The sequence below is a fragment of the Novosphingobium sp. BL-A-28-Hi1-0D genome (assembly GCF_055521755.1).
This window is the reverse complement of the sequence record NZ_CM145502.1, coordinates 2780532-2800085: the sequence shown is the minus strand read 5'-3', so window position 1 is coordinate 2800085 and position 19554 is coordinate 2780532. Positions and strand designations below refer to the sequence as shown.

Sequence of the window (19554 nt, the reverse complement as noted above, 5' to 3'; positions counted from 1 at the left end):
CCGGCCCAAACTGAAACTAAGCCAAACGAGAACTATTCATGCGCCCTCACACACGCCGTGCGCGGCCAGAATATCGCCAACCATCCGCTCTAGATTGCTTCGACCTGTTGCAGCACCGTATACATAGCGATCCGGACGCACGATGACGGCCTCGGCACCGTTTCGTTCGAGCCAATCTTGCAACAACCCGTGCTGATCGATCAATCCGTGTATAAAAGGCCCGGCAGATTCCGCGCCGACCAGAAGCCGGAGGCCGCCGATCCCGGACCATTGTTCGGCCAGGCCCCCGTCCAGTTCCAGCATGCTGCGATCACATGCCACAATCAGGAACTGCGGGCCGAGGATATCGTCCATCAGCGCTTCTTCGCCGCCGTCGCAGCGTACTCGTCCCTGAACAAACAGCGAGCCAGCTGTTGCCGACCGACAATCGATCAGACCATCGCGCAACGATGGCACGAAGGCCTGTCTCTCGGTTGATACGGCCTTCGTTTGCAACTGCTGGATCAGGGTCCTGTCACGCTCCTTTGCCCGCTCGGGGTCAAGCTCGCCGATAATCAGGCCGAATTCCTTGGCGTGGTGAATGATTTCGGAGACGTGGGGCCTGCGTTCATCCTCATAATTGTTGAGCAACGAATGCCCTGCACCATGGCGCAGAACCTGAACGAGCCGCCAGCCCAGGTTGCTGGCATCGCGTAGCCCTGCACACAGGCCCTGCGCGAGGAAGGGTGGCATCGTGTGCGCGGCATCGCCCGCAATGATCAGCCGGCCGTTCCGCCAGCGGCGCGCAACCGCCGCACGGAAGCTGTATACGGCGCTCCGCCAGATATCGAGGGCATCAACATCAACGAAGTTGGCGAGCAAGCCTCGCACTGCCTTCTCGTCGCGATATTCTTCGGGCAGTTCACCGGGCAACAACTTGATTTCCCAGCGTCGCAAATTGCGGGGTCCCACCACGAACGTCGCTGGGCGACTGGGATGGCAGTATTGCGTAGTCTTGTCGGGAAGGTCGGCACGCCCGATCAGCCATGCGTCAACCACCGCCCACCATTCGGAAAAATCGAGATCCTCGATTTCGAGACCTGCGGACGTCCTCACTTGGCTGTTCGCACCATCCGCCCCGATCACCCAATCGGCCGTAAACTCGACGGGCTTCCCCTCTGAGTCCTGTCCAGAGACTATAGCCGCAAGTTCGGTCTGACTGATTGCTGCGACAGTTACCCCTCGGTAGCAGCGGACGGACGGACAGGCAGCCATCGCCCGGGCGAGTGCCTCCTCCAGTTCAGGCTGGACAAACATCACGTTTGGCGGCCAGCCGAGCTCGAACGGTGGGGCCTTCGGATCGAAGAGCTTGATGATCGAGCCGTCCATCCCGACAAAGTCGGTTCCTGTATGCGGCGAAACCGATTCCAGAAATGCCTGTTCAATGCCGCAAAACTGAAGAATGCGCAGCGCCTCATGATCGAGCACGATGGCCCGCGGCTTGTCGAAAATCGCCATCTCGCGATCGACCACAGCAACCGAAATCCCGGCCCGGCCAAGCAGACAGGCCAGGGCCGCACCCACCGGACCCATGCCGACGATCACCACCTCAGCCGCTGCCTTCATGTGCGCTTATCTCCAGATTCTATCGGCAAAATGGTTGGCTGAACAGAAGGCAGAAGCGAGCTTTTGAGCGGCCCGATACAAATTGGGCAGCCGTATCCACTACGATACCAACTGCCCAACTCGCTACCTTACAAAGATGCGTAAGGAATCAGAACTTCACTCCGGCCCGCACGCCATATGTCCGGGGCGGCGTAACGCTGAAACGGTCGAGCCGCGGAAGGCTGCCCCGAGGATGCGTCGCCGTGTAGGATTTGGCAGCCGTATCCTCAACATTGTTGACAAATGCGGTGATGAAAAATGCCTTCTTCGGCGCTTCGTAGGTCAAGTACAGGTCAGAGGTGGTGTATCCGTCCTGCTTGCCAGAAGCGAAGAAGTCATACGACGTCTGGACGCTGCTTTGATAGCGGGTTTGCGCATTGAACTTGATTTCTGCGCCGCTTCCCAATGGGAATACCTGCTCGAAACCGGCATTGATAGTCCATTCAGGAGAATTGACCGAACGTTGGCCAGAGCAAGTCACCTGGTACTTGCCAGCGGTTGGTGTAGCCGGGAAAGAGCAGCCGGTTGACGGCGGACCAAGCAATGCCAGCGCCTCATATTCGAACGAAATTTCCTTCGCATCCAGATATTGGATATTGAGGCTCAAAGTCGTGTTCGAAGCAACCTTGCCCAGAGCTTCAATTTCGAAACCCCGGACTCGAGACTTGCCCACGTTCTGCGTAGCGAAGGTGGTCCCACCCGGCACCGGAATGATGAGCGAGAACTGCTTGTCATTATAGGTCCACCAGAAACCCTCCAGATTGAGCTGGAGCCGGTTGTCGAGAAAACGGTTCTTCGAGCCAACCGTGAAAGCGCCGACAGTCTCAGGACCGAATGATGCGTTGAAACCTACTGGCGCGTTGAAAAAGCCGCCAGCCTTGAAGCCGGTTTCATAGGTGGCAAACAGCAAGGAATTCGGCCCGAGATCATATTCGGCACCAGCCCGCCACGTGAATTTGTTGAACGTCTGCTGGCTGCTGAATACGCCCCCATACGTGATGACCGCTAAGCCGCCCGTGGTGCCCCAGGGGACTGCAGGGAAATAACCACCGGCTGGGTTTGCCCACGCAGACGGAGCCGTCGTCCCGTTCGGAAATGACGGGGTCCCGAAACAGAAAGACGCAGGATTAGCCGGATTTGCGGCGGGGCAGACCACGATACCATTCACGACATCCTGCACAGTCGACCGCTTGTCACTGGTATAACGGCCAGCGAGGCTCACTCGAAAAGCTGGTGTCAGGCTGTAAGTGAGACGTGCATAGCCAGCATACGCCTTTGATGACGGGTTAAAGAGCCCGTATGCACCAAAAAACTGCTGGTTGAAGCCGACGTTCGAAGCGTTGTCTTCCTGCATATAGAACGCACCGATCACGTACTGCAGCGGGTTGCCTTTGTGCGAAACAAGGCGAGCTTCCAACGTCTTCTGGACATCACTCTCATCAATCCGCGAGTAGAAACCACCCGCAGACGACAGAAAGTCCAGACGCGTCTTCCGGTAAGAAGGCTCGATTGTGAGAGTACCGACCGAGGTATCAACGTCGAGGTTCGCGTAGACCCCCCACTGCCAGTTGTCCTGGAAATCTGGCGCCGTCAAAGGCGAGAGGAACGAGAAAGTCGGGAAGGACAAGGTACTGCTGAGCACAGCCGCCGAACGCGGATCACGAACACCAATACGTTCGTCTAGTTGGTTAGAGAAGAAGGTCGCGCCGGGACCAACGCCGCCAGTCTTCGAGTAGTCACCGCCAATAGTCAGAGTAATCGTGTCTGACAACTGCGACCGAAAAGTTCCGCGAACGGCACGGGTGCGTTCATCGCCCGATCCATCCGAGAAATACCCATCTCGCTGGCTTAACGTTCCAGCAATGCGGAGGGCTGATTTCTCGCCGACTGGCAAATTGATGGCAGCGTTGACGTTCAAGGCGTCATAGTTGCCGTAGGATGCGTTGATGTACCCGGAAGTTTCGCCATATTTGGGCTTCTGCGTGATCACGTTGATAGCGCCGCCGGTGGCGTTACGGCCGTAAAGCGTTCCCTGCGGCCCCTTCAGGACCTCAATGCGCTCCAGATCGTAAAACATGCCGGAAACACCGGTCGGGCGGGCGATTGGCACGCCATCGATGTTGGTTGTCACGGCGGAGTCGCTGTTGACGTTCAGGACGACGTTACCGATCCCGCGCAGCGTGAACTGATTGGTCGGACCGTACGAACTGGCAACCTGAAGCGCTGGCGCCATGCTCTGCAACTGTGTCACGTCGCTGACACCCTTGCGAACCAGGTCTTCTGTCGAAATAGCCGTAACAGAGATGGCAGCCCGCTGAAGATTTTCCGAGCGTTTTTGCGCTGTAACAACAATCTCGGCCAGACCGACATCTTTTGAAGACGCCTCGGAAGATGCGCCAGCATCTTGCGCCAGAACCGGCTGCGCGCCGACCAAGCCAACAGCAATCGCAAAACTGCTGGCGAATCCAAAGCCCTTCCTCATCAGATATCCTCCCAAGTTGAACGTTTGGTGCATTTTTTGCACCCGATATGGCGTTGCAGTTATTTATGAAACGCAACGCACCGTTTGTCAAATCAGATTTGCCTTTGCTGCACGATCGACGCCGCCGCAGGCTAAGCGGGCCTTTATCGAGCCGGTTGCCAGAACTCTTTCCTTGAAGCGCTATAGGTTAGGCCGCGGTAAGCTAGATGGCCTCTCTTCAAAGAGATTCGGCCCAGCTCATGCACCGAACACTGCTGGTTTGCCGTCACTTGCGTGCAGCTGATCACTCAAGTCTTCCGCCACGCCATCCGAACGGTGTAGACATTACAATTCGCTGCGTTTAGTTTCTATTGCGCCGGTCTCGTGCCTGACTCGGGCTGACCAAAACCAAAAATGCGGGTAGAGCGATGAACGATATCCAGAGAAATGACGCTGGCACGCCAGCTGGCGCCTACATGACCGGATTTGGCAACCACTTCGCCACCGAGGCAATCCGGGGCGCCCTCCCAGCAGATCAGAATTCCCCGCAGCGGGCGCCATTAGGCCTCTATGCCGAGCAACTCTCGACGACAGCCTTCACTTTGCCCCGCGCTGAACTGCGCCGCACATGGCTGTACCGCATTCGGCCGTCCGCAGCACAAGGCGCATTCGAGCCCCTTCCTCATCCCGGATTCGATGCGGTTTTTGAACGGCCATCTCCCAACCGGCTCCGCTGGGATCCCCAGCCAGCAATACCGGGCAGTGATTTTCTCGACGGCTTGCAGCCACTGGCGGCAACAACTGATGTACCATCGAGTGGTATAACGGCGTGGCGCTATAGTGCCGACCGCGCCATGGAACGCACCTTCTACAATTCCGACGGTGAGATGCTCTTTGTGCCCTTTGAAGGCGCTTCGCGTTTCTTCACCGAATGCGGAATTCTCGAAGTCTCGCCCGGAGAGATCTGCGTCATTCCCCGCGGCGTGAAATTCAGGCTGGCCCCAGTAGGCCCCATCACGCGTGGGTACATTTGCGAAAACCACGGCGCAGAACTGCGGCTGCCCGATCTCGGGCCCATCGGCTCGAACGGCTTGGCCAATCCGCGCGATTTCCTTACGCCCGTGGCAGCTTTTGAGGACATTGACGGCGACCACGTCTTGGTTGCCAAATACAACGGAAGCCTATGGCAGACAGTCCTCGATCACTCCCCGCTGGATGTGGTGGCGTGGCATGGGAACAGTGCTCCTTACAAGTATGACCTGTTCCGCTTCAATGCGATCGGGACGATCAGCTACGATCACCCCGATCCATCGATTTACACCGTTCTCACCTCACCATCCGCCATTCGGGGGCAAGCCAACATCGACTTCGTGATCTTCCCCCCTCGCTGGTTGGTCGCGGAAGGCACTTTCCGTCCGCCCTGGTATCACCGCAACCTGATGAGCGAACTCATGGGACTGGTGACCGGCGTCTACGATGCCAAAGCAAAAGGCTTCTTTCCGGGCGGGGCCTCGTTGCATTCTCGGATGAGCGCACATGGCCCAGACGGGGAAACCACGCGAAACGCCGAGACCGCCGAACTAAAACCACACAAGCTCGAAGGTACGATGGCTTTCATGTTCGAGACCCACGCCATTTTCCGACCGAGTGCTGCGCCTGCCGTCGCAGCGACGCTCCAGCCGGACTACGACGATTGTTGGGCGGGCATCGAGGCTCGGTTTAAACGGACATGACTTTGCCAGATCAGACGCATTCTCCGTTAGCATCATCTTGGGTAGCCGGGGCGGATTCGCACAGCGATTTTCCGATCCAGAATCTGCCTTTCGGCGCATTCTCCAGTGGTGGTTCAAGCCCTCGTGTCGGGGTCGCAATTGGCGACTTCATCCTCGATCTCAGGGGATCCGCTGAACTGCTGGACCTTTCGGCGCAGTGGGCAGGCATGATCCGCGTTGCGTTGCAGTTGCCCTCTCTCAATGCCCTCTTCAGTCTTCCAGCCGGCGCCCGAAAAGAACTTCGCCTCGCGATATTCCGGCTGTTGAGCAATCGGAAGTTTGAACCATATGCCTCAGCTTATCTGATCGCTGCTGAGAGTTGCGAACTGCAAATCCCTCTCGCGGTGCGTGACTTCACCGACTTTTACGCCGGTATCCATCATGCAACAACCGTCGGCGCACTGTTGCGCCCGGAAAATCCGCTGTTACCCAACTACAAGTACGTTCCGGTCGGCTACCACGGCCGCTCATCGTCCGTGCGACTGTCAGGTACTCAGATTGTGCGGCCGCAGGGCCAGATCCGCCCTCCGGAATCTGATGAACCGTTTGTGGCTCCATGCCGGCGGCTCGACTACGAAGTGGAACTCGGTTTCTGGATCGCTGGCAGCAATGAACTTGGCACGCCGATCCCGATCGGCGAGGCGCGCGAGCACATCGCCGGGGTATGCCTTCTGAATGATTGGTCGGCACGCGATGTCCAGGCTTGGGAATACCAGCCGCTCGGTCCATTTCTGGCAAAGAACTTTGCGACCACGGTATCACCCTGGGTCGTAACCGCTGAAGCACTTGAACCTTTCCGCCTGGCCCAAACAGCCCGCCCGGCTGGTGACCCCCCCCCCCTTCCCTATCTCTCGAACGCCGAAGATCAGGCAAGTGGTGCGTTTGATATCCAGATCGAGGTTTCGCTCGCCACGGAGCGGATGCGGCGCGAAGGTCACGCGCCGGTGCGGCTTGGCTCCACCCATGCGTCCAACCTCTATTGGACCGTCGCGCAGATGATAGCGCATCATACGGTCAACGGGTGCAACATTGGAGCCGGCGACCTGCTTGGGAGCGGCACGATTTCGGGGCCAGACGACGCTGCACGTGGGAGCATGATGGAGCTTTCTTCAGGCGGCAAAACTCCATTCCTTCTACCTAATGGTGAAGAGCGGACATTCCTCGAGGATGGTGACGAAGTCATCATGACTGGATGGGCCGAGCGCGAAGGCCTCAGGCGTATCGGTCTGGGGCAATGCAGCGCGGCGATCCTGCCCGCCAGGGTCGCTTCCTAATACCACAGGCCAAGCGCTTCGCCCTGAGGTGCATGCGCATTCAATTCCCTTGCGCACGCCCATTAACAATACTATACGTATCGCAAAGTAAATTAGCCTTGGGAGCGGGATTTGTACGAAGCACTGAACCTCGAAGGCAAGGTCGCAATTATCACCGGCGGCGCAGGCGGAATTGGCGAAGTGACGGCCCGCCTGATGGCCTCGCGCGGCGCCGGGGTGGCCATCGCTGACATCTTCGTGTCGGGCGCTCAGCGGGTTGCTGCGGAAATTGGCTCGGCCGCTTTTGCAGTCGAACTTGATCTTGCCAGTGAACCATCGATCAAGGCCTGTGTCGCAGCCATCGTCGCCCACTTCGGCAGGATTGATGTCCTCCACAACAATGCGGCAGTCGCTGGTGAAACGGTCGCAATGGACGGCAGCCTGCACGACATGCAGACCGCTGTTTGGGACAAGATCTTTGCCGTCAACTGCCGCGGTACGATGTTGATGACCAGGGAATGCCTGCCCCATCTGATTGAAACGCAGGGTTCGATCATCAACACGGTTTCGGGTCTGGGGCTTCAAGGGCACGTGAGGCAGACCGCCTATGGCGCGACAAAGGCTGCGATCATCCAGATGACCCGGAGCGTTGCCACGACCTATGGCCCGAAGGGCGTTCGTTGTAATGCCGTGGCGCCGGGCCTCATCCTAACCCCGACAACGGCGAAGGACTTCCCGCCACACTGGCGCAAGAACATCGAAGATGAAACGCCGCGCGGTTCGGTTGGCGCTCCTGAAGACATCGCAGAGCCTGTCGCCTTCCTCGCATCCGACGCGGCTCGAAACATCACCGGCCAGACACTGACGTCCGATGGCGGTGTTTCAATCCATGTTCCCGGCTTCTCCTCCTATTCAAAGGCCGTCTGGGAATAGCGCCTAGGACAGATCTGGCTGCGGCATCAGAACGAGAATGAACTTCATGTACGACAACTGGGTAACGAGGAAACGGCGATGACGCACTCAAGTGGCCTCGAACTGGATCGGCGCGCACTGCTGCGTGGAGTTGCAATTGCCTCGGCTCTGGCTGGGATGCCCGGCGCTGCTCGGGCTGCAGTGTCAGGCCGCAGCATTCGATATGTAGTTGTCGATGGCCGGATCAGCGAAAGCCGGTCGCTTGCCGCAGCACTGCGCAGTGAAGGCGCTCATCGCCTCGAGGTGACTTCCGGTCTGACAACTGTCTGGCAAGACCATCTCCATCCTCATTGGCTGAGTTTCCAGAGCGGAGCTGTGGTTGGCTTGACGACCCGGAGTGTCTGGGACGGCCTGTCTCAGCAGGCCTATGGGCAGTTCCGCAAGGGTCGGATCATCGCGGTTCATCAGATCGGCGTCACCAGCGAGCAATGTCAGCACAGGATTAATGCGTCGATCTGCGGAAGCATCGCAACTTCGAGCCTCGCACCTGGCTCGGCGCAGTGGCCACAAGCGATGGCGCAAATGCTGGCCCGGTATTCGCGCGAAGGCGGCAATCTGGGCGAGCCCAAGCACTTTGGTGCCGCGATCCCGGCGGACGACGTTCGCCAGCAACTCGTATCATGGATAATCGAGTGACATCATGAGAACTCCACAAGGCATTTCACCTTCGATTTTTGCAGCAGCGCTTCAGGAGTTTGCCGGCGTGGTCGGCAAGGAATGGGTCTTCTCAAGCGAGGAGGATCTCGAGCTTTACCGGGATGCTTATTCCCCGCTGCGAGGAACGGACGACGACCGCACAGCATCAGCTGCTGTCGCACCATCATCGGTCGAAGAAGTCCAGGCTGTCGTCAAGATCGCCAATCAGCGCGGCATTCCGCTCTACACGATCTCGACTGGCCGCAATCTTGGCTACGGTGGCTCCGCGCCGTCCTACTCGGGAAGCGTGGTGCTCGACCTGAAGCGTATGAACCGCATCATCGAGGTCAGTGACAGCAATCACTATGCGATTGTCGAACCGGGTGTCAGCTATTTCGACCTCTATAATTACATACAGGAAAAGGGCCTGAAGGTCTGGCTCGATGTGCCCGATCCAGGCTGGGGAAGCCTCGTCGGCAATGCGCTGGACCATGGGGTAGGCCACACGGCATCCCGTTTCCGCAATCACTTCGACGCCCACTGCGGGATGGAAGTGGTTCTCGCAAACGGCGAAATCGTACGAACCGGCATGGGTGCCCTGCCCAACTCAAAGACCTGGGCACAGTACAAGAACGGCTTCGGTCCGATTATTGACGGGATGTTTTCCCAGTCCAATTTCGGCATCGTGACCAAAATGGGTTTCTGGCTGATGCCAGAACCGGAAGCGTTTATGACGGGCATTGTCCAAGTCCCGAAGTACGAAGACCTGCACGACCTCGTCGAAACGCTCAAATATGTAGAGAATCTAGCGATTGCTTCCGGGCCGCCAGAGCTAAGCAGCCCGATCTTGGGCGCTGGCGGAGACACGAAGACTATCGTTGATATGTTCTTCAACGGCCCGCCCAAGTTCGACAAGCAGCACCTTGATCTGATTGCCGGCGCAACCCTCGGTCACTCGGCGGCGCTTCAGCAATATGCTCTTGATCACGCGATCCCATACTGGACCCTCAACCTGACGTTCTATGGCCCCAAGAAGGTTGTCGCAGCGCAGTGGGAAGCCGTGCAGGACATCGCCTCTTCGCGGATCAAGGGGGCGACGTTCAAAGCCAGCGAAATCCTGACCGACCCGCGCGATGCGGCGGCCAAGCAGCAGATTTACCCACAGAATGTCGGTGTTCCCAACCTCGAATTCTTTGCGTTTGGAACACGCGCTGGGGGCAACCCTGTAACGGCGCGCGGACACATGTGGTTCTCGCCGGTCATCCCGCAGAGTGCGGAAGGCATCTTCGAGGCCAATCGGGTCTTTGAAGCAGCCATCAACAGCAAACCGTTGCTCAAAAATCTGCCGATGTTCAACCTGCGGCCCTTTTCTCTCCCTTCACCATTTTATGAACGCACTTTCCTGTTCATCCTTGGCTTTCCGATCATGGATGACCCAAAGATAAACGAAGTATCGGTCGCGGCATTTCGTGAATTGATTGGGGTTGGTGCTGAGCATGGCTGGGGCGAATACAGAACACCGACCATTTTTCAGGACCAGGTCATGGGGGCCTACTCCTACAACAACAATGCGCTGCTCCGCTTCCACGAAGTTGTAAAGGATGCCGTCGATCCAAAGGGTATCCTGTCCCCAGGCCGGTACGGCATCTGGCCACGTCATTTGAGAGGAAAAGCATGATGAAGGCCCGGATTGGATTGGCTGCTGCAGCCTTTGCGACGGTTGCTGTCAGTGCGAGTTCTACGCCGAACCAAAAGCCTTCGGATCAGGCTGTCGCAATGATTGCAAGGGACCCCGGCAAACAGGTTTTCAATAAATGGTGCGTGGAATGTCATGGCGACGGACCCAGGTATCCTGGTACGGCATCATTGGCCGTAAAGTATGGCAATGACTTGCCCGCGGCGCTTGAAAAGCGGGAAGACCTTACGCCGGAAGCGGTGGCTATGTTCGTGCGCCAAGGTGTTTCCATTATGCCTCCCTTCCGCAAGACCGAGATCACCGACTCCCAACTCGCTTCGCTTGGCGCCTACCTCAGCCATCAACCGGACCCGAAGGCAAAATCGGGAAGATAAGTTTGCGCGGAAGTTTGAGGGCGGCATATGGTCGTTAGAGTTGATCGGCGAGAAGCAATCTCCGGAATGGCAGCCGCCTGCCTTGGAGCAACGGCTCCCGCATTGGCGCGCGGACCGAAGAGGCCAAATTTCCTGTTCATCCTTGCGGATGACCTCGGCTATGCTGATATTTCCTGTTACGGGCGCCGCGACTATCAGACCCCCAACGTCGATGCGCTTGCGGCTCGCGGCATGCGATTTACGAGTGCCTACGCTAACAGCGCCGTATGCACAGCCACTCGCGTTGGACTTGCAACAGGACGATATCAATACCGCCTTCCGATCGGGCTGGAAGAGCCACTCACTGACCGTAAAGTCGGTTTGCCGCCCATTCATCCTACGATCGCGTCACTCTTGCGCCAGGCGGGCTACTCGACCAGTCTGATCGGCAAATGGCACATGGGTCAGTTGCCAGATTATGGCCCTCTGCAAAGCGGCTACGACTCCTTCTGGGGCATTCGCGGCGGCGGCGTGGATTATTTCACCCACAAGTTCGCCAACCAAGGCGATCTCTGGGACGGGAACACGCCGATCGAAAAGGCCGGTTATCTGACCGATCTGCTTGCCGATCAGGCAATCGCTACGATTAAGCAGGCGTCCAAATCAACAAAACCGTGGTTCATGAGCCTCCATTTCACGGCACCGCATTGGCCATGGGAAGGCATAAATGACCAAAAGGAGTCCCAACGGCTAGACGCCGTGAAAAACCCAGCGGCCATGATGAGCTGGGATTCTGGTACTCTGGAGACTTACGCAGCACTGGTCACGAGGCTGGATTACCAGGTCGGCCGAATCGTCAAAGCGGTCCGCACTCTCGGCATTGGCGACGACACCGTGATCGTTTTCACAAGTGACAACGGCGGAGAGCGCTTTTCGGACACCTGGCCATTCTCAGGCAAGAAGGGAGAACTGCTTGAAGGCGGACTGCGTGTTCCTGCGATTGTAGTGTGGCCCGGCCAGACCCGACCGGGCAGCGAATGTTCGGATCCGATCATATCGATGGACTGGCTACCAACCTTTGTTGGTGCAGCCGGTGCTTCGCCTGATCCTGCATATCCTAGCGACGGTATTGATATTCGTCCTGCCTTGGCTGGGCGCTCATTGCCGCAGCGCGACCTGTATTGGCGCTACAAGTTCCAAACCCAGCAAGCCATGCGGTGTGAAAACTGGAAATATCTCGAGATCGGCGCCAACGCGTTCCTGTTTGATGTTGTGAAGGATCCCCTCGAACGCGCCAATATCAAGGATCGCCACCCGGAGGTTTTCAAGGAACTGCACACAGCATGGCAGGCGTGGAATGCGCAGATGCTTCCGCTTGATCCCCTGTCGGCCACACATGCGTTTACCGGCGATGTGATGGCTGACCACCCTGGGGTCAAGCCGCCAAGATAGCAGACTTCTAGATGCCTTCTCGGCGAGTTAACCCAAACGAACAGGCCCGCTTCAACAGGTAGCGTCGCATTGCCACCGCTGGCCCATCGGTCGGAACCGAGATTTCATAGAAGTCTTCAGGTGCAGTTACTTCCAGCACCCTCTCCAACTTATCCATCGCTTCGACATCTTCAGCGAAGGCTGCAAACAGGCGCTCGTGCATGATGCCTGTCTGCTCTGGATCGTGCAGCGCGAAATCGCGGCCGTGGACGATGAAGTAGTGTGTGCTCGAATGCGTTTCGGGCGTGGGCAGATGGGAAGTCCTTATCGTGCTTACTGGTCGTTCGTGCTCGAGCAAGGCGGAATCGTAGAAGCTGACGGTGACCCGGTGAAAACCGGGCGACATGAATTCCGAAGTCGCAACCCGTGCTGCAGTTGAAATGCCGCTCAAGCCGGCAGGATCTGCCCAGACAGGCGGTAAGAGCGTCGGGATAACCTCTCTGTGCACCAGGTAGCGGCCGTCGCTTAGCTGCGTTCGGTATGGCGCCCGAGCATATTCCGGGGTCCCAAAGCTCTTGGCGTGAATATAGCTCAGGTGCGTGAGATCGAGCAGGTTTTCATGCAAACTCACATAGTTGCCCTGCAGGTGGAAATAGCCTTTGGAGCAAACCCAATCGGGGCTCCATTGATAGCTTGTGTCGGGGATAAGGGACCTATCAGCCTTTCCGGCGTCTCCCATCCATATCCAAACCAGTGGTCCGCATTCCGCAATGGCATAGATTTTCACGCCGATCGATCGCGGGCATTTGGCCATTGACGGAACATCAATGCAGTCTCCGGCGACGTTGTAGCGGAATCCGTGATAGCCGCACACGACGGTATCACCTACAAGTTCTCCTGACGACAATGGATAGGATCGATGGGCGCAGCGATCATCAAGAGCCACCACCTCGCCCGCTTCGGTCCGAAACAGTAGCACCTTCTTGCCCAGTAGGGTCCGCGCCAAGAATGAGCGGCCTACTTCTTCGGAAAACGCGGCAACATACCATTCATCGAGAATGAACTGCGTAGTGCCGTCCGCCATCTCTGCGGAAGCCCGCCGAGAGGCGGCGATAACTTCAGGCGAAGGCAAGGTCATCGATCGCATTCTCCAGTCCAAAGCCTGAAATTATTGCATACGTACCGTATCGCATATGGGCAAGCTGGCAGCAAGATATGGCAAGGCTCGAAGGTCTATCCGCAGATCATCAAGGCCACATTTCTTACACTTGACGTATCGAAACTGTTCGGCCACCTACGGTAGACCAACGTGTAACGTGGCTCAAAACCAGCGTCGGCACCCGGTTTGAAAGCGAAAGCCGAGGACGGGTCAGCGCTGGAAAAACAAACTTGGATCGCTTCGGAAAGGGCGCATCAATGACCGAACTTCAGGCAGCAAACATTCTGAGTACGCCGTTCAAGATCGGTCAACTCAATCTTGCGAACCGGATGGTCATGGGGCCCATGGCGGCCAATGCGCCCCGTCCAGATGGTGGCCCAAGCGAACAAACGATAGCATTCTTTGAGGCACGCGCACGCGGCGGCATCGGGATGATTATCGTCGGCGGAATGGTGGCAAGTGAGCGTGGAGCAGCCGAAGCCATGGTTAAGGCCTGCCTAAGGCCCGATCTGGAATCGCTTGTCCCCGACTTTCGCAAGATGACCGATGCGGTGCACGCATACGGCGTCCCGATCATCGCGGAGATCATGCCCGGCTTCGGCGTCATGGGCGTCCCAACGGTAGAACGGCCGAATATCTCGGCAAGCGAGCGGCAGCTCACGATCCCGAAAGACCAATTCCCGCAGGGCTTCATCGTACCAGCAGACAAGGTAACTCCTATCGCAAAGGAAGCAACGCTCGAACAGATCCGGGCGTACGAAGTCGAGATGATCGAATGTGCGATTACAACCGTGAAGTCTGGTTTTGATGGGGTCGAAGTAGCAGCCCACATGAGCTACTTCATGTCTTCGTTCCTTTCCGACCGGACAAACAAGCGCAAGGATCAATACGGTGGTTCGGCAGAGAACCGCGCTCGAATGCTCGTCAACATCATTTCCGGAATCCGCAAGAGAGTGCCAGCCGAATATGTTGTGGGTCTGCGCCTTCCGGCGAACGACTATATGCCAGATGGACAAGGCGTGCATGGGTTCGCCGAAATTGCCAAGCTTGTCGAAGCAGCTGGGCTGGATTACGTTGCGCTATCAGCCGGTTGTTACGAAAGAATGCAGGCAAGCGCTCCGGCGGTCGATGGTGAGCTCGTCGACAGCGGGGAAGCCAGAGTCTTCAAGGAGACCCTTTCGGTGCCGGTGCTGATCCAGGGCATTCATGACCCAGCTCGGGCCGCAAAGGCCATCTCCGAAGGCAATGGCGATCTAGTCATGTTGGCGCGTTCAACGCTTGCCGATCCGGACTACGCGCGCAAGGTTTGTGAAGGGCGGCCTGAAACAATCGTGAAGTGCGTTCGAGACAACACCTGCATGCGCCGAATGGTCTTCGGAATGCCGGTGCGGTGCGGCGTCAACCCTGCGATGGGGCGTGAATCGCGCAGATCAAGCCTCCCGCCGCTCGACCGCATCGTCCAGCGCCCGATCGAGGAACTCGTGCTGGGTGCAACGGGGTCGAAAGCCTTGATGGGCGTGGTTGCCAAGATCATTCCAAACAAATGAGGCCTGGGGCCACTGGAGTGAGCGAGCGCGGCGTGCAACGTCCGCGTTCACTTCATATCTGCTTGGAACCCAGCAAACCCGCAGCGCGCCTGCCTTGACGTTAGCGCGGAGAAGCCTCACGCAACACGGCATGAAGCCCCACGGGCGTCACAATCGCTGCCACAATCGCGCCATAGGCAAGTTTGAAGACAAACCCGCCCAACCAGTTGACCTCGTTCAGTCCGGACAGAAATAGCCCCGCCGAGACGGCACCAGCACCAAGCCCAAGTGCAATGCTACCGTACAGCAGACCCCGCAATCTCAGCGAGGCAGGACGTGGGCGCGGGCCGAGCAGCTTGACCACCGCGCCACTGGACAAGCGCTTGCGAGTGATAACGCCTGGCAACCAGATGCAGATCAAAGCTGTCATGAAGGATTGCGGGACAAAGTCGAAAGCGTACTTTCCGACGCCCCACACCTCGATCGGCCCCTTCATTCCGAACACTAACAAGAAGAACAGGACATTCACCACTGTCGAGCCAACTACGCTGAAGATTGTCTCTGTCCGAATGTAGCGTTCCATGGCGAGAACAACCCTTCTCTTCCGAACAGGCTCCCGTAGCCCGCTCTCATCATTTCAGCTGAAACCGGCACTAGCATTGATCGCCAACCTTGCGACGCGCATCTTACTTGGCAGGGTCTTGCAAATGGCGCGGCTCAGAGTTCATCATAGCGCTTGTCGCCGCATCGCGCGAAAACCTCGCTCAGCCGCTCCGGATTGCGTCCGGTGAGCAGCTTCACATGGTCGGTGAGAATGCCTTGGTAGCCCTGCGAGATCGCCATGTCTGCCGAGACCAGCTCATCGCTCGCCCACATATGGCCGTCCGCGCTCATTGGCATGTCCGGATCGTATGTGCGCGGGTATCCAATAGAATCGAAGAAAGCGAGGCGTTCTTCAGGGGTCACCGCATCATAGACCATCGGCGATCCATGATATTCCGAGGCAAACCTAGCGATTTCTGCCAAGCTCAGCATTTCGGGACCGGTGATTTCAAAAACAGAGCCGGAGTAGTGGTCTGCTCTTAGGACGCACTCCGTAACGCAGCGAACAACATCGAGCTTCGAGACGGGAGAGAGCCGTCCGTCACCGGCCGCCATGTTGAAGCGCCCGAACGGCAGGGCCGCGCGTATAACGAAATTCGTCATGATTTCAGCATAAAGAGCGTCGCGTAAGATCACCGATGGGATGCCAGACGCGCGCAAGTCCCCTTCAGTCTGATAGTGGTCCTTGGCAGACAGCGCCGGATTGTTCGGATTGATGCCGAGAACCGACGTATACACGATTTGAGCGATGCCAGCCTTCTTTGCAGCCGCAATCGCGTTGCGATGTTCGCCAACCCGTCGGCCAAGATTGAGGCCGCTGATCATCAGCAATGTCCCCCCGCCCTGGTAGGCAGCGTCGAGGGACGCCGGATCAGTATAGTCGCCTTGGCAAACGTTAACCGTCCCACTGATACGGTGAGCTAGCTTCTCAGGACTGCGCGTCACCAGCGTAAGCTCGGCATCGGGGCGCGCTTCGAGCAGTCGCTCGGTCACGCGACGTCCAAGATCCCCCGAAGCGCCGCTGATCACAATTCTGGACAAATCGCCCTCCCATTCCCGCCAAGTTTTGATCTTCTCCGGGCAAAGGGGTATTTACAATACGATGCGTATCGATGTCAAATAGATCTCCAATGATGGCGAGGTGCGGTGAGATCGATGGCCGCGGAGAGATCAACCTTGCGACATCAACTGCCTATACCAAGAACGGCTCGACCATAACCGCGCGCGAGAGCGCGGGATCAGTAAAACGAGGTTCGTCCGGAGCCAGCACCTGATGATAATGGTCACTGGCAAATTCCATCTGGAGGGCCTGCGCGTCCGCGAATTCGATCGTCCCGGCACCATCAAACGGAGCCGCCGGAAAACCAGTCGCGATACGGTTTTCCGAAGGACAGGGTTCCAAGCGGATCAGCCGATCCTTCGTACCTTGGCCATCAAGTGCAAGAGCGGAATGAATGTGAATCCAGTAGTGGGCAAACTCTTCCGGGCTCATCCCATCCTTGCGCGCAGGAAGAGTAATGATCTTGACCTGAACTGAAGCCTGAGACGCCGCACGCTGCCACAGGAGGTGCGGCGTTCCGGAAATCACGAGCGGGGGACAGGACAAAAGTTTGGCACAATTTGCACCCCAGAAATCTCGGAAATGCTGGGAACCAAAATAGGTCACTGCCGTTGCGGCATCGGCGAACCAGAACTCATCAATCGCATCAAACATGCCAGCAGGCGCGTTTTCAATAGGCATGACATCTGGAATAGTTCGATTGTGAACGTGCTTCACCACCATCTCGTGCCCGATCACTGACTTCCAAGGGTATTTTAACCAGAGCGCCGTGAGGTCACCTGGACTCATATCTACGCGCTGTGCGAGAAGAAAAATCACTTTAAACATTTATATATCTCCAAACATTTGGAAAAAAATCTCATTATATTTCATTCAGATAGTCAAAAAATCGAGCAAAACCAAAAATTGGATTTTGAATATTTCGAATTAAAATCCGTAATTTTAAAGGTATGTTCCTGATTCCGTTCAATTTGCACATAATATCAGCTTGAACGCGCCTTCAGATCAATTTTAGCACCCGCATTTTTCGATCCTGATGGCATCTACGCAACTGAACAATTCAGGAACAGACATGCGGGTCTCGCTCATATAGATTGTTCAAGAGGCCTGGCTCCCTTCAGATGAATGCGAGCGACCTAAGGTTGAATAGCCCATCGCCTATGGGATGGCTCGAGCTTCTGTTTGTTCGGCGCTCTCTCTGGACACTTCCTAGTAAACGCACCCGGGCTAGCCTTGCACGACTGCCACAATCCAAGCATCGATCTCAGATTCAACCCAAACCGTGGATTTCGGACCGAGCGAACGACCTTTCGGAAAACGGCCCTCAGCCATACGCTGGTAGATCGACGAACGCTTGAGCCCGACCCGCGCCATAACCTCGGGCAGGCGGATCAAGCGCGGGGGCGCGGTGAACACAATTGCAGGTTCTGCCGTTTCGGCGTCAGCCTCAGGAACACGCTGTGCAGCAACTCGTGACATGGTCATGGTCTCCTCGTTTGGTCACGCCGCCCCCGATCCCCTCACCTGCCGAGCACGAGAGAAATGTCGCGTTCGGCAAAATCATCGATGTGTTTGGCTAGCAGCCGCGCCACGAGGCGCGAGGTGCCGATGGCCCAGCGCGGGCGAAGATCGGCAATGCGGGGGCCCAGCGTTTCGTTCATCGTCACCGGCAGGGTGGTGAGGAACTGATCGAGGAATGCGCCCACATCTTCACCCAGCCATTCGACCGCGAGATCCTCGTGCCCTAGGATAGCGAGCAGCAGGGCGCCATTGAACGCAAGCCCGCTCGCATCGAGCACGCGCTCAGCATCATCGAGCGTGACAGCCTTCTCGCCGCGCAAAATCCGTAGGAAGGTGTCCTTGTTCATGCCTGCCGCTCGCGCGACCTCGCGGCGCGACTTGCCAGAACGGTCGACGGCAGCGGTCAGGAGCCGCGCCAGTCTTGCGTTGATCCCTAAGGTCTGTGCGCTGCAGGTCATGTCCAAAATCGGCCCCACTTGGTTCGACTCGGACATGTAGCGCGAGTCTGCTTCGCTAGGAACAAAAAAGAACATATTTAGAACATATCGGTTATCCTAGATTGAACCGATTCTGGGTAGTGTCTCGCAAATTGGCTCGCTTTGGCGCACATTTCCGTCGTCTTTAGCAAGATATCTGGCCGATCCAGGCCAGATCTGCCGAGCTGCCACCGCATCGATCGTCCAGATTTGTCCAAGAACACTTCCTCGATCAGCCTTCTCTTTTCCTAGACCAGTTTCTCCGGCCAAGACGGTGGGGCAGCGGCGATGACCGCTGCGACCACCCCCTCGGAGAACGCTCCATGACCTTGATTGCCCTCCCCTTGCCTGGCCGCTCCAAGGCCCACCTCGCCAAGTCTGCTGCCCTCATCCTGCCGGTCGCCGCGCTCGCGCTCGCCGCTGGCACGGCATACGCGGGCACCGACGCCACCTTCACCACCGCTCTGACGAAATTCACGGGCTTCCTGCAGGGCTCGGGCGGCAAGATCATCACCGTCCTCAGCCTCGCTGCCGGCCTCATTAGCCTTGCCTCGGGCCGTTTCACGCTCGGCCAGATCGCCGTGCCGGTCGGCGTCGGCGTGGGTGTCGGCACAGGCGTTCCGATCGTCACCTCGGTGATCACCGCCGTCATCTGATCACCGATCCGTGACGCCTTGGGAGGGCACGTTACCATGACCGACCGCAATGCGATCCCCCGCCGCCTCGACGATCCCGAGCTGATCGGCTTCTGGACCATCGACGAGTTCGCCGGGATGATTGTCCCCTTCACTTGGGGTATCCTCGCGCAGCATATCTTGATCGGCATCGGGCTCGCCGTCGGGGCCTGGTTTGCCCTGCGAAAGGCGAAGGCCGGGCGCTCTGCCTCCTGGGTCCGCCATGCCGCCTATTGGTATCTGCCGCCGGGATTGACCGGTCTCGTGGCAACGCCGCCCTCCCATTGCCGCGTGCTGGCAGGCTGAGGAGCGCGTCA

General features: G+C 57.6%; 18 protein-coding genes. 10 read left to right on the top strand and 8 right to left on the bottom strand.

The genetic code is table 11. The features are described from left to right. Positions 1-36 precede the first annotated feature (36 nt). Entirely contained in the window at positions 37-1605 is a 1569-nt protein-coding gene (locus ACZ1JW_RS13605) for a bifunctional 3-(3-hydroxy-phenyl)propionate/3-hydroxycinnamic acid hydroxylase (protein ID WP_465140946.1), read from the bottom strand. 148 nt (positions 1606-1753) lie between these two features. Then, on the bottom strand, positions 1754-4126 hold the full coding sequence (locus ACZ1JW_RS13600) for a TonB-dependent receptor (protein WP_465140945.1): 2373 nt from the start codon (positions 4124-4126) through the stop codon (positions 1754-1756). Positions 4127-4533: 407 nt separating this feature from the next. Here ACZ1JW_RS13600 and hmgA point away from each other — a divergent pair, with 407 nt between their 5' ends. From hmgA to ACZ1JW_RS13565, 7 genes are all read left to right on the top strand, one after another. Next, positions 4534-5838 carry a homogentisate 1,2-dioxygenase gene (hmgA, locus tag ACZ1JW_RS13595; protein WP_465140944.1) on the top strand — a complete coding sequence of 435 codons (1305 nt, stop codon included), beginning with the start codon at positions 4534-4536 and terminating at the stop codon, positions 5836-5838. Then, positions 5835-7151 carry a fumarylacetoacetase gene (gene fahA, locus ACZ1JW_RS13590; protein WP_465140943.1) on the top strand — a complete coding sequence of 439 codons (1317 nt, stop codon included), beginning with the start codon at positions 5835-5837 and terminating at the stop codon, positions 7149-7151. Before hmgA ends, fahA begins: the two co-directional genes overlap by 4 nt. 111 nt (positions 7152-7262) lie before the next feature. Continuing rightward, positions 7263-8063: an SDR family NAD(P)-dependent oxidoreductase gene (locus ACZ1JW_RS13585; protein WP_465140942.1), complete on the top strand. Its 801-nt coding sequence runs from the start codon at positions 7263-7265 to the stop codon at positions 8061-8063. Between the two features lie 78 nt (positions 8064-8141). After that, positions 8142-8738: a hypothetical protein gene (locus ACZ1JW_RS13580; protein WP_465140941.1), complete on the top strand. Its 597-nt coding sequence runs from the start codon at positions 8142-8144 to the stop codon at positions 8736-8738. 4 nt (positions 8739-8742) lie between these two features. After that, positions 8743-10416: an FAD-binding oxidoreductase gene (locus tag ACZ1JW_RS13575; RefSeq protein ID WP_465140940.1), complete on the top strand. Its 1674-nt coding sequence runs from the start codon at positions 8743-8745 to the stop codon at positions 10414-10416. Continuing rightward, the gene (locus ACZ1JW_RS13570; RefSeq protein WP_465140939.1) at positions 10413-10808 is read left to right on the top strand and encodes a c-type cytochrome; all 396 of its coding nucleotides are present in this window, start codon (positions 10413-10415) and stop codon (positions 10806-10808) included. The genes ACZ1JW_RS13575 and ACZ1JW_RS13570 overlap by 4 nt, the downstream gene beginning before the upstream one ends. A 66-nt stretch (positions 10809-10874) precedes the next feature. Next, positions 10875-12239, top strand: coding sequence for a sulfatase-like hydrolase/transferase (locus ACZ1JW_RS13565; RefSeq protein ID WP_465140938.1), 1365 nt, complete (start codon positions 10875-10877; stop codon positions 12237-12239). A gap of 7 nt (positions 12240-12246) precedes the next feature. Here the strand turns inward: ACZ1JW_RS13565 and ACZ1JW_RS13560 are convergent, their stop codons facing one another. Next, on the bottom strand, positions 12247-13356 hold the full coding sequence (locus tag ACZ1JW_RS13560; RefSeq protein ID WP_465140937.1) for a Rieske 2Fe-2S domain-containing protein: 1110 nt from the start codon (positions 13354-13356) through the stop codon (positions 12247-12249). Positions 13357-13634: 278 nt separating this feature from the next. Between ACZ1JW_RS13560 and ACZ1JW_RS13555 the strand changes: the two genes are divergently transcribed. Continuing rightward, on the top strand, positions 13635-14924 hold the full coding sequence (locus tag ACZ1JW_RS13555; RefSeq protein WP_465140936.1) for an NADH:flavin oxidoreductase: 1290 nt from the start codon (positions 13635-13637) through the stop codon (positions 14922-14924). 100 nt (positions 14925-15024) lie between these two features. Here ACZ1JW_RS13555 and ACZ1JW_RS13550 read toward each other — a convergent pair whose 3' ends face one another. The 5 genes from ACZ1JW_RS13550 to ACZ1JW_RS13530 all read right to left on the bottom strand — a co-directional run bounded on the left by ACZ1JW_RS13550 (position 15025) and on the right by ACZ1JW_RS13530 (position 18545). Beyond that, a complete protein-coding gene (locus ACZ1JW_RS13550) occupies positions 15025-15486 on the bottom strand; it encodes a hypothetical protein (protein ID WP_465140935.1) in 462 nt (153 codons plus the stop codon). A 134-nt stretch (positions 15487-15620) separates the two neighbouring features. Beyond that, complete coding sequence (locus tag ACZ1JW_RS13545) at positions 15621-16499, bottom strand: NAD(P)H-binding protein (RefSeq protein WP_465140934.1); 879 nt, start codon at positions 16497-16499, stop codon at positions 15621-15623. A gap of 199 nt (positions 16500-16698) precedes the next feature. Further along, on the bottom strand, positions 16699-17394 hold the full coding sequence (locus ACZ1JW_RS13540; RefSeq protein ID WP_465140933.1) for an EthD domain-containing protein: 696 nt from the start codon (positions 17392-17394) through the stop codon (positions 16699-16701). A 399-nt stretch (positions 17395-17793) separates the two neighbouring features. Continuing rightward, a complete protein-coding gene (locus ACZ1JW_RS13535) occupies positions 17794-18051 on the bottom strand; it encodes an AlpA family transcriptional regulator (protein ID WP_465140932.1) in 258 nt (85 codons plus the stop codon). Between the two features lie 35 nt (positions 18052-18086). Further along, on the bottom strand, positions 18087-18545 hold the full coding sequence (locus ACZ1JW_RS13530; protein ID WP_465140931.1) for a helix-turn-helix domain-containing protein: 459 nt from the start codon (positions 18543-18545) through the stop codon (positions 18087-18089). Positions 18546-18886: 341 nt separating this feature from the next. Here ACZ1JW_RS13530 and ACZ1JW_RS13525 point away from each other — a divergent pair, with 341 nt between their 5' ends. Next, positions 18887-19219, top strand: a complete 333-nt coding sequence (locus ACZ1JW_RS13525; protein WP_465140930.1) for a TrbC/VirB2 family protein — start codon at positions 18887-18889, stop codon at positions 19217-19219. Positions 19220-19255: 36 nt separating this feature from the next. Further along, positions 19256-19543 carry a type IV conjugative transfer system protein TraL gene (gene traL / locus ACZ1JW_RS13520; RefSeq protein WP_465140929.1) on the top strand — a complete coding sequence of 96 codons (288 nt, stop codon included), beginning with the start codon at positions 19256-19258 and terminating at the stop codon, positions 19541-19543. Positions 19544-19554 lie beyond the last annotated feature (11 nt).

What these genes read in the sequence shown, in the direction of transcription:
- ACZ1JW_RS13605 (WP_465140946.1), bottom strand. Translation starts at nt 1,605, where the DNA reads ATGAAGGCAGCGGCTGAGGTGGTGATCGTCGGCATGGGTCCGGTGGGT.
- ACZ1JW_RS13600 (WP_465140945.1), bottom strand. Translation starts at nt 4,126, where the DNA reads ATGAGGAAGGGCTTTGGATTCGCCAGCAGTTTTGCGATTGCTGTTGGC.
- hmgA (WP_465140944.1), top strand. Translation starts at nt 4,534, where the DNA reads ATGAACGATATCCAGAGAAATGACGCTGGCACGCCAGCTGGCGCCTAC.
- fahA (WP_465140943.1), top strand. Translation starts at nt 5,835, where the DNA reads ATGACTTTGCCAGATCAGACGCATTCTCCGTTAGCATCATCTTGGGTA.
- ACZ1JW_RS13580 (WP_465140941.1), top strand. Translation starts at nt 8,142, where the DNA reads ATGACGCACTCAAGTGGCCTCGAACTGGATCGGCGCGCACTGCTGCGT.
- ACZ1JW_RS13575 (WP_465140940.1), top strand. Translation starts at nt 8,743, where the DNA reads ATGAGAACTCCACAAGGCATTTCACCTTCGATTTTTGCAGCAGCGCTT.
- ACZ1JW_RS13570 (WP_465140939.1), top strand. Translation starts at nt 10,413, where the DNA reads ATGATGAAGGCCCGGATTGGATTGGCTGCTGCAGCCTTTGCGACGGTT.
- ACZ1JW_RS13565 (WP_465140938.1), top strand. Translation starts at nt 10,875, where the DNA reads ATGGCAGCCGCCTGCCTTGGAGCAACGGCTCCCGCATTGGCGCGCGGA.
- ACZ1JW_RS13560 (WP_465140937.1), bottom strand. Translation starts at nt 13,356, where the DNA reads ATGACCTTGCCTTCGCCTGAAGTTATCGCCGCCTCTCGGCGGGCTTCC.
- ACZ1JW_RS13555 (WP_465140936.1), top strand. Translation starts at nt 13,635, where the DNA reads ATGACCGAACTTCAGGCAGCAAACATTCTGAGTACGCCGTTCAAGATC.
- ACZ1JW_RS13550 (WP_465140935.1), bottom strand. Translation starts at nt 15,486, where the DNA reads ATGGAACGCTACATTCGGACAGAGACAATCTTCAGCGTAGTTGGCTCG.
- ACZ1JW_RS13540 (WP_465140933.1), bottom strand. Translation starts at nt 17,394, where the DNA reads ATGTTTAAAGTGATTTTTCTTCTCGCACAGCGCGTAGATATGAGTCCA.
- ACZ1JW_RS13535 (WP_465140932.1), bottom strand. Translation starts at nt 18,051, where the DNA reads ATGACCATGTCACGAGTTGCTGCACAGCGTGTTCCTGAGGCTGACGCC.
- ACZ1JW_RS13530 (WP_465140931.1), bottom strand. Translation starts at nt 18,545, where the DNA reads ATGACCTGCAGCGCACAGACCTTAGGGATCAACGCAAGACTGGCGCGG.
- ACZ1JW_RS13525 (WP_465140930.1), top strand. Translation starts at nt 18,887, where the DNA reads ATGACCTTGATTGCCCTCCCCTTGCCTGGCCGCTCCAAGGCCCACCTC.
- traL (WP_465140929.1), top strand. Translation starts at nt 19,256, where the DNA reads ATGACCGACCGCAATGCGATCCCCCGCCGCCTCGACGATCCCGAGCTG.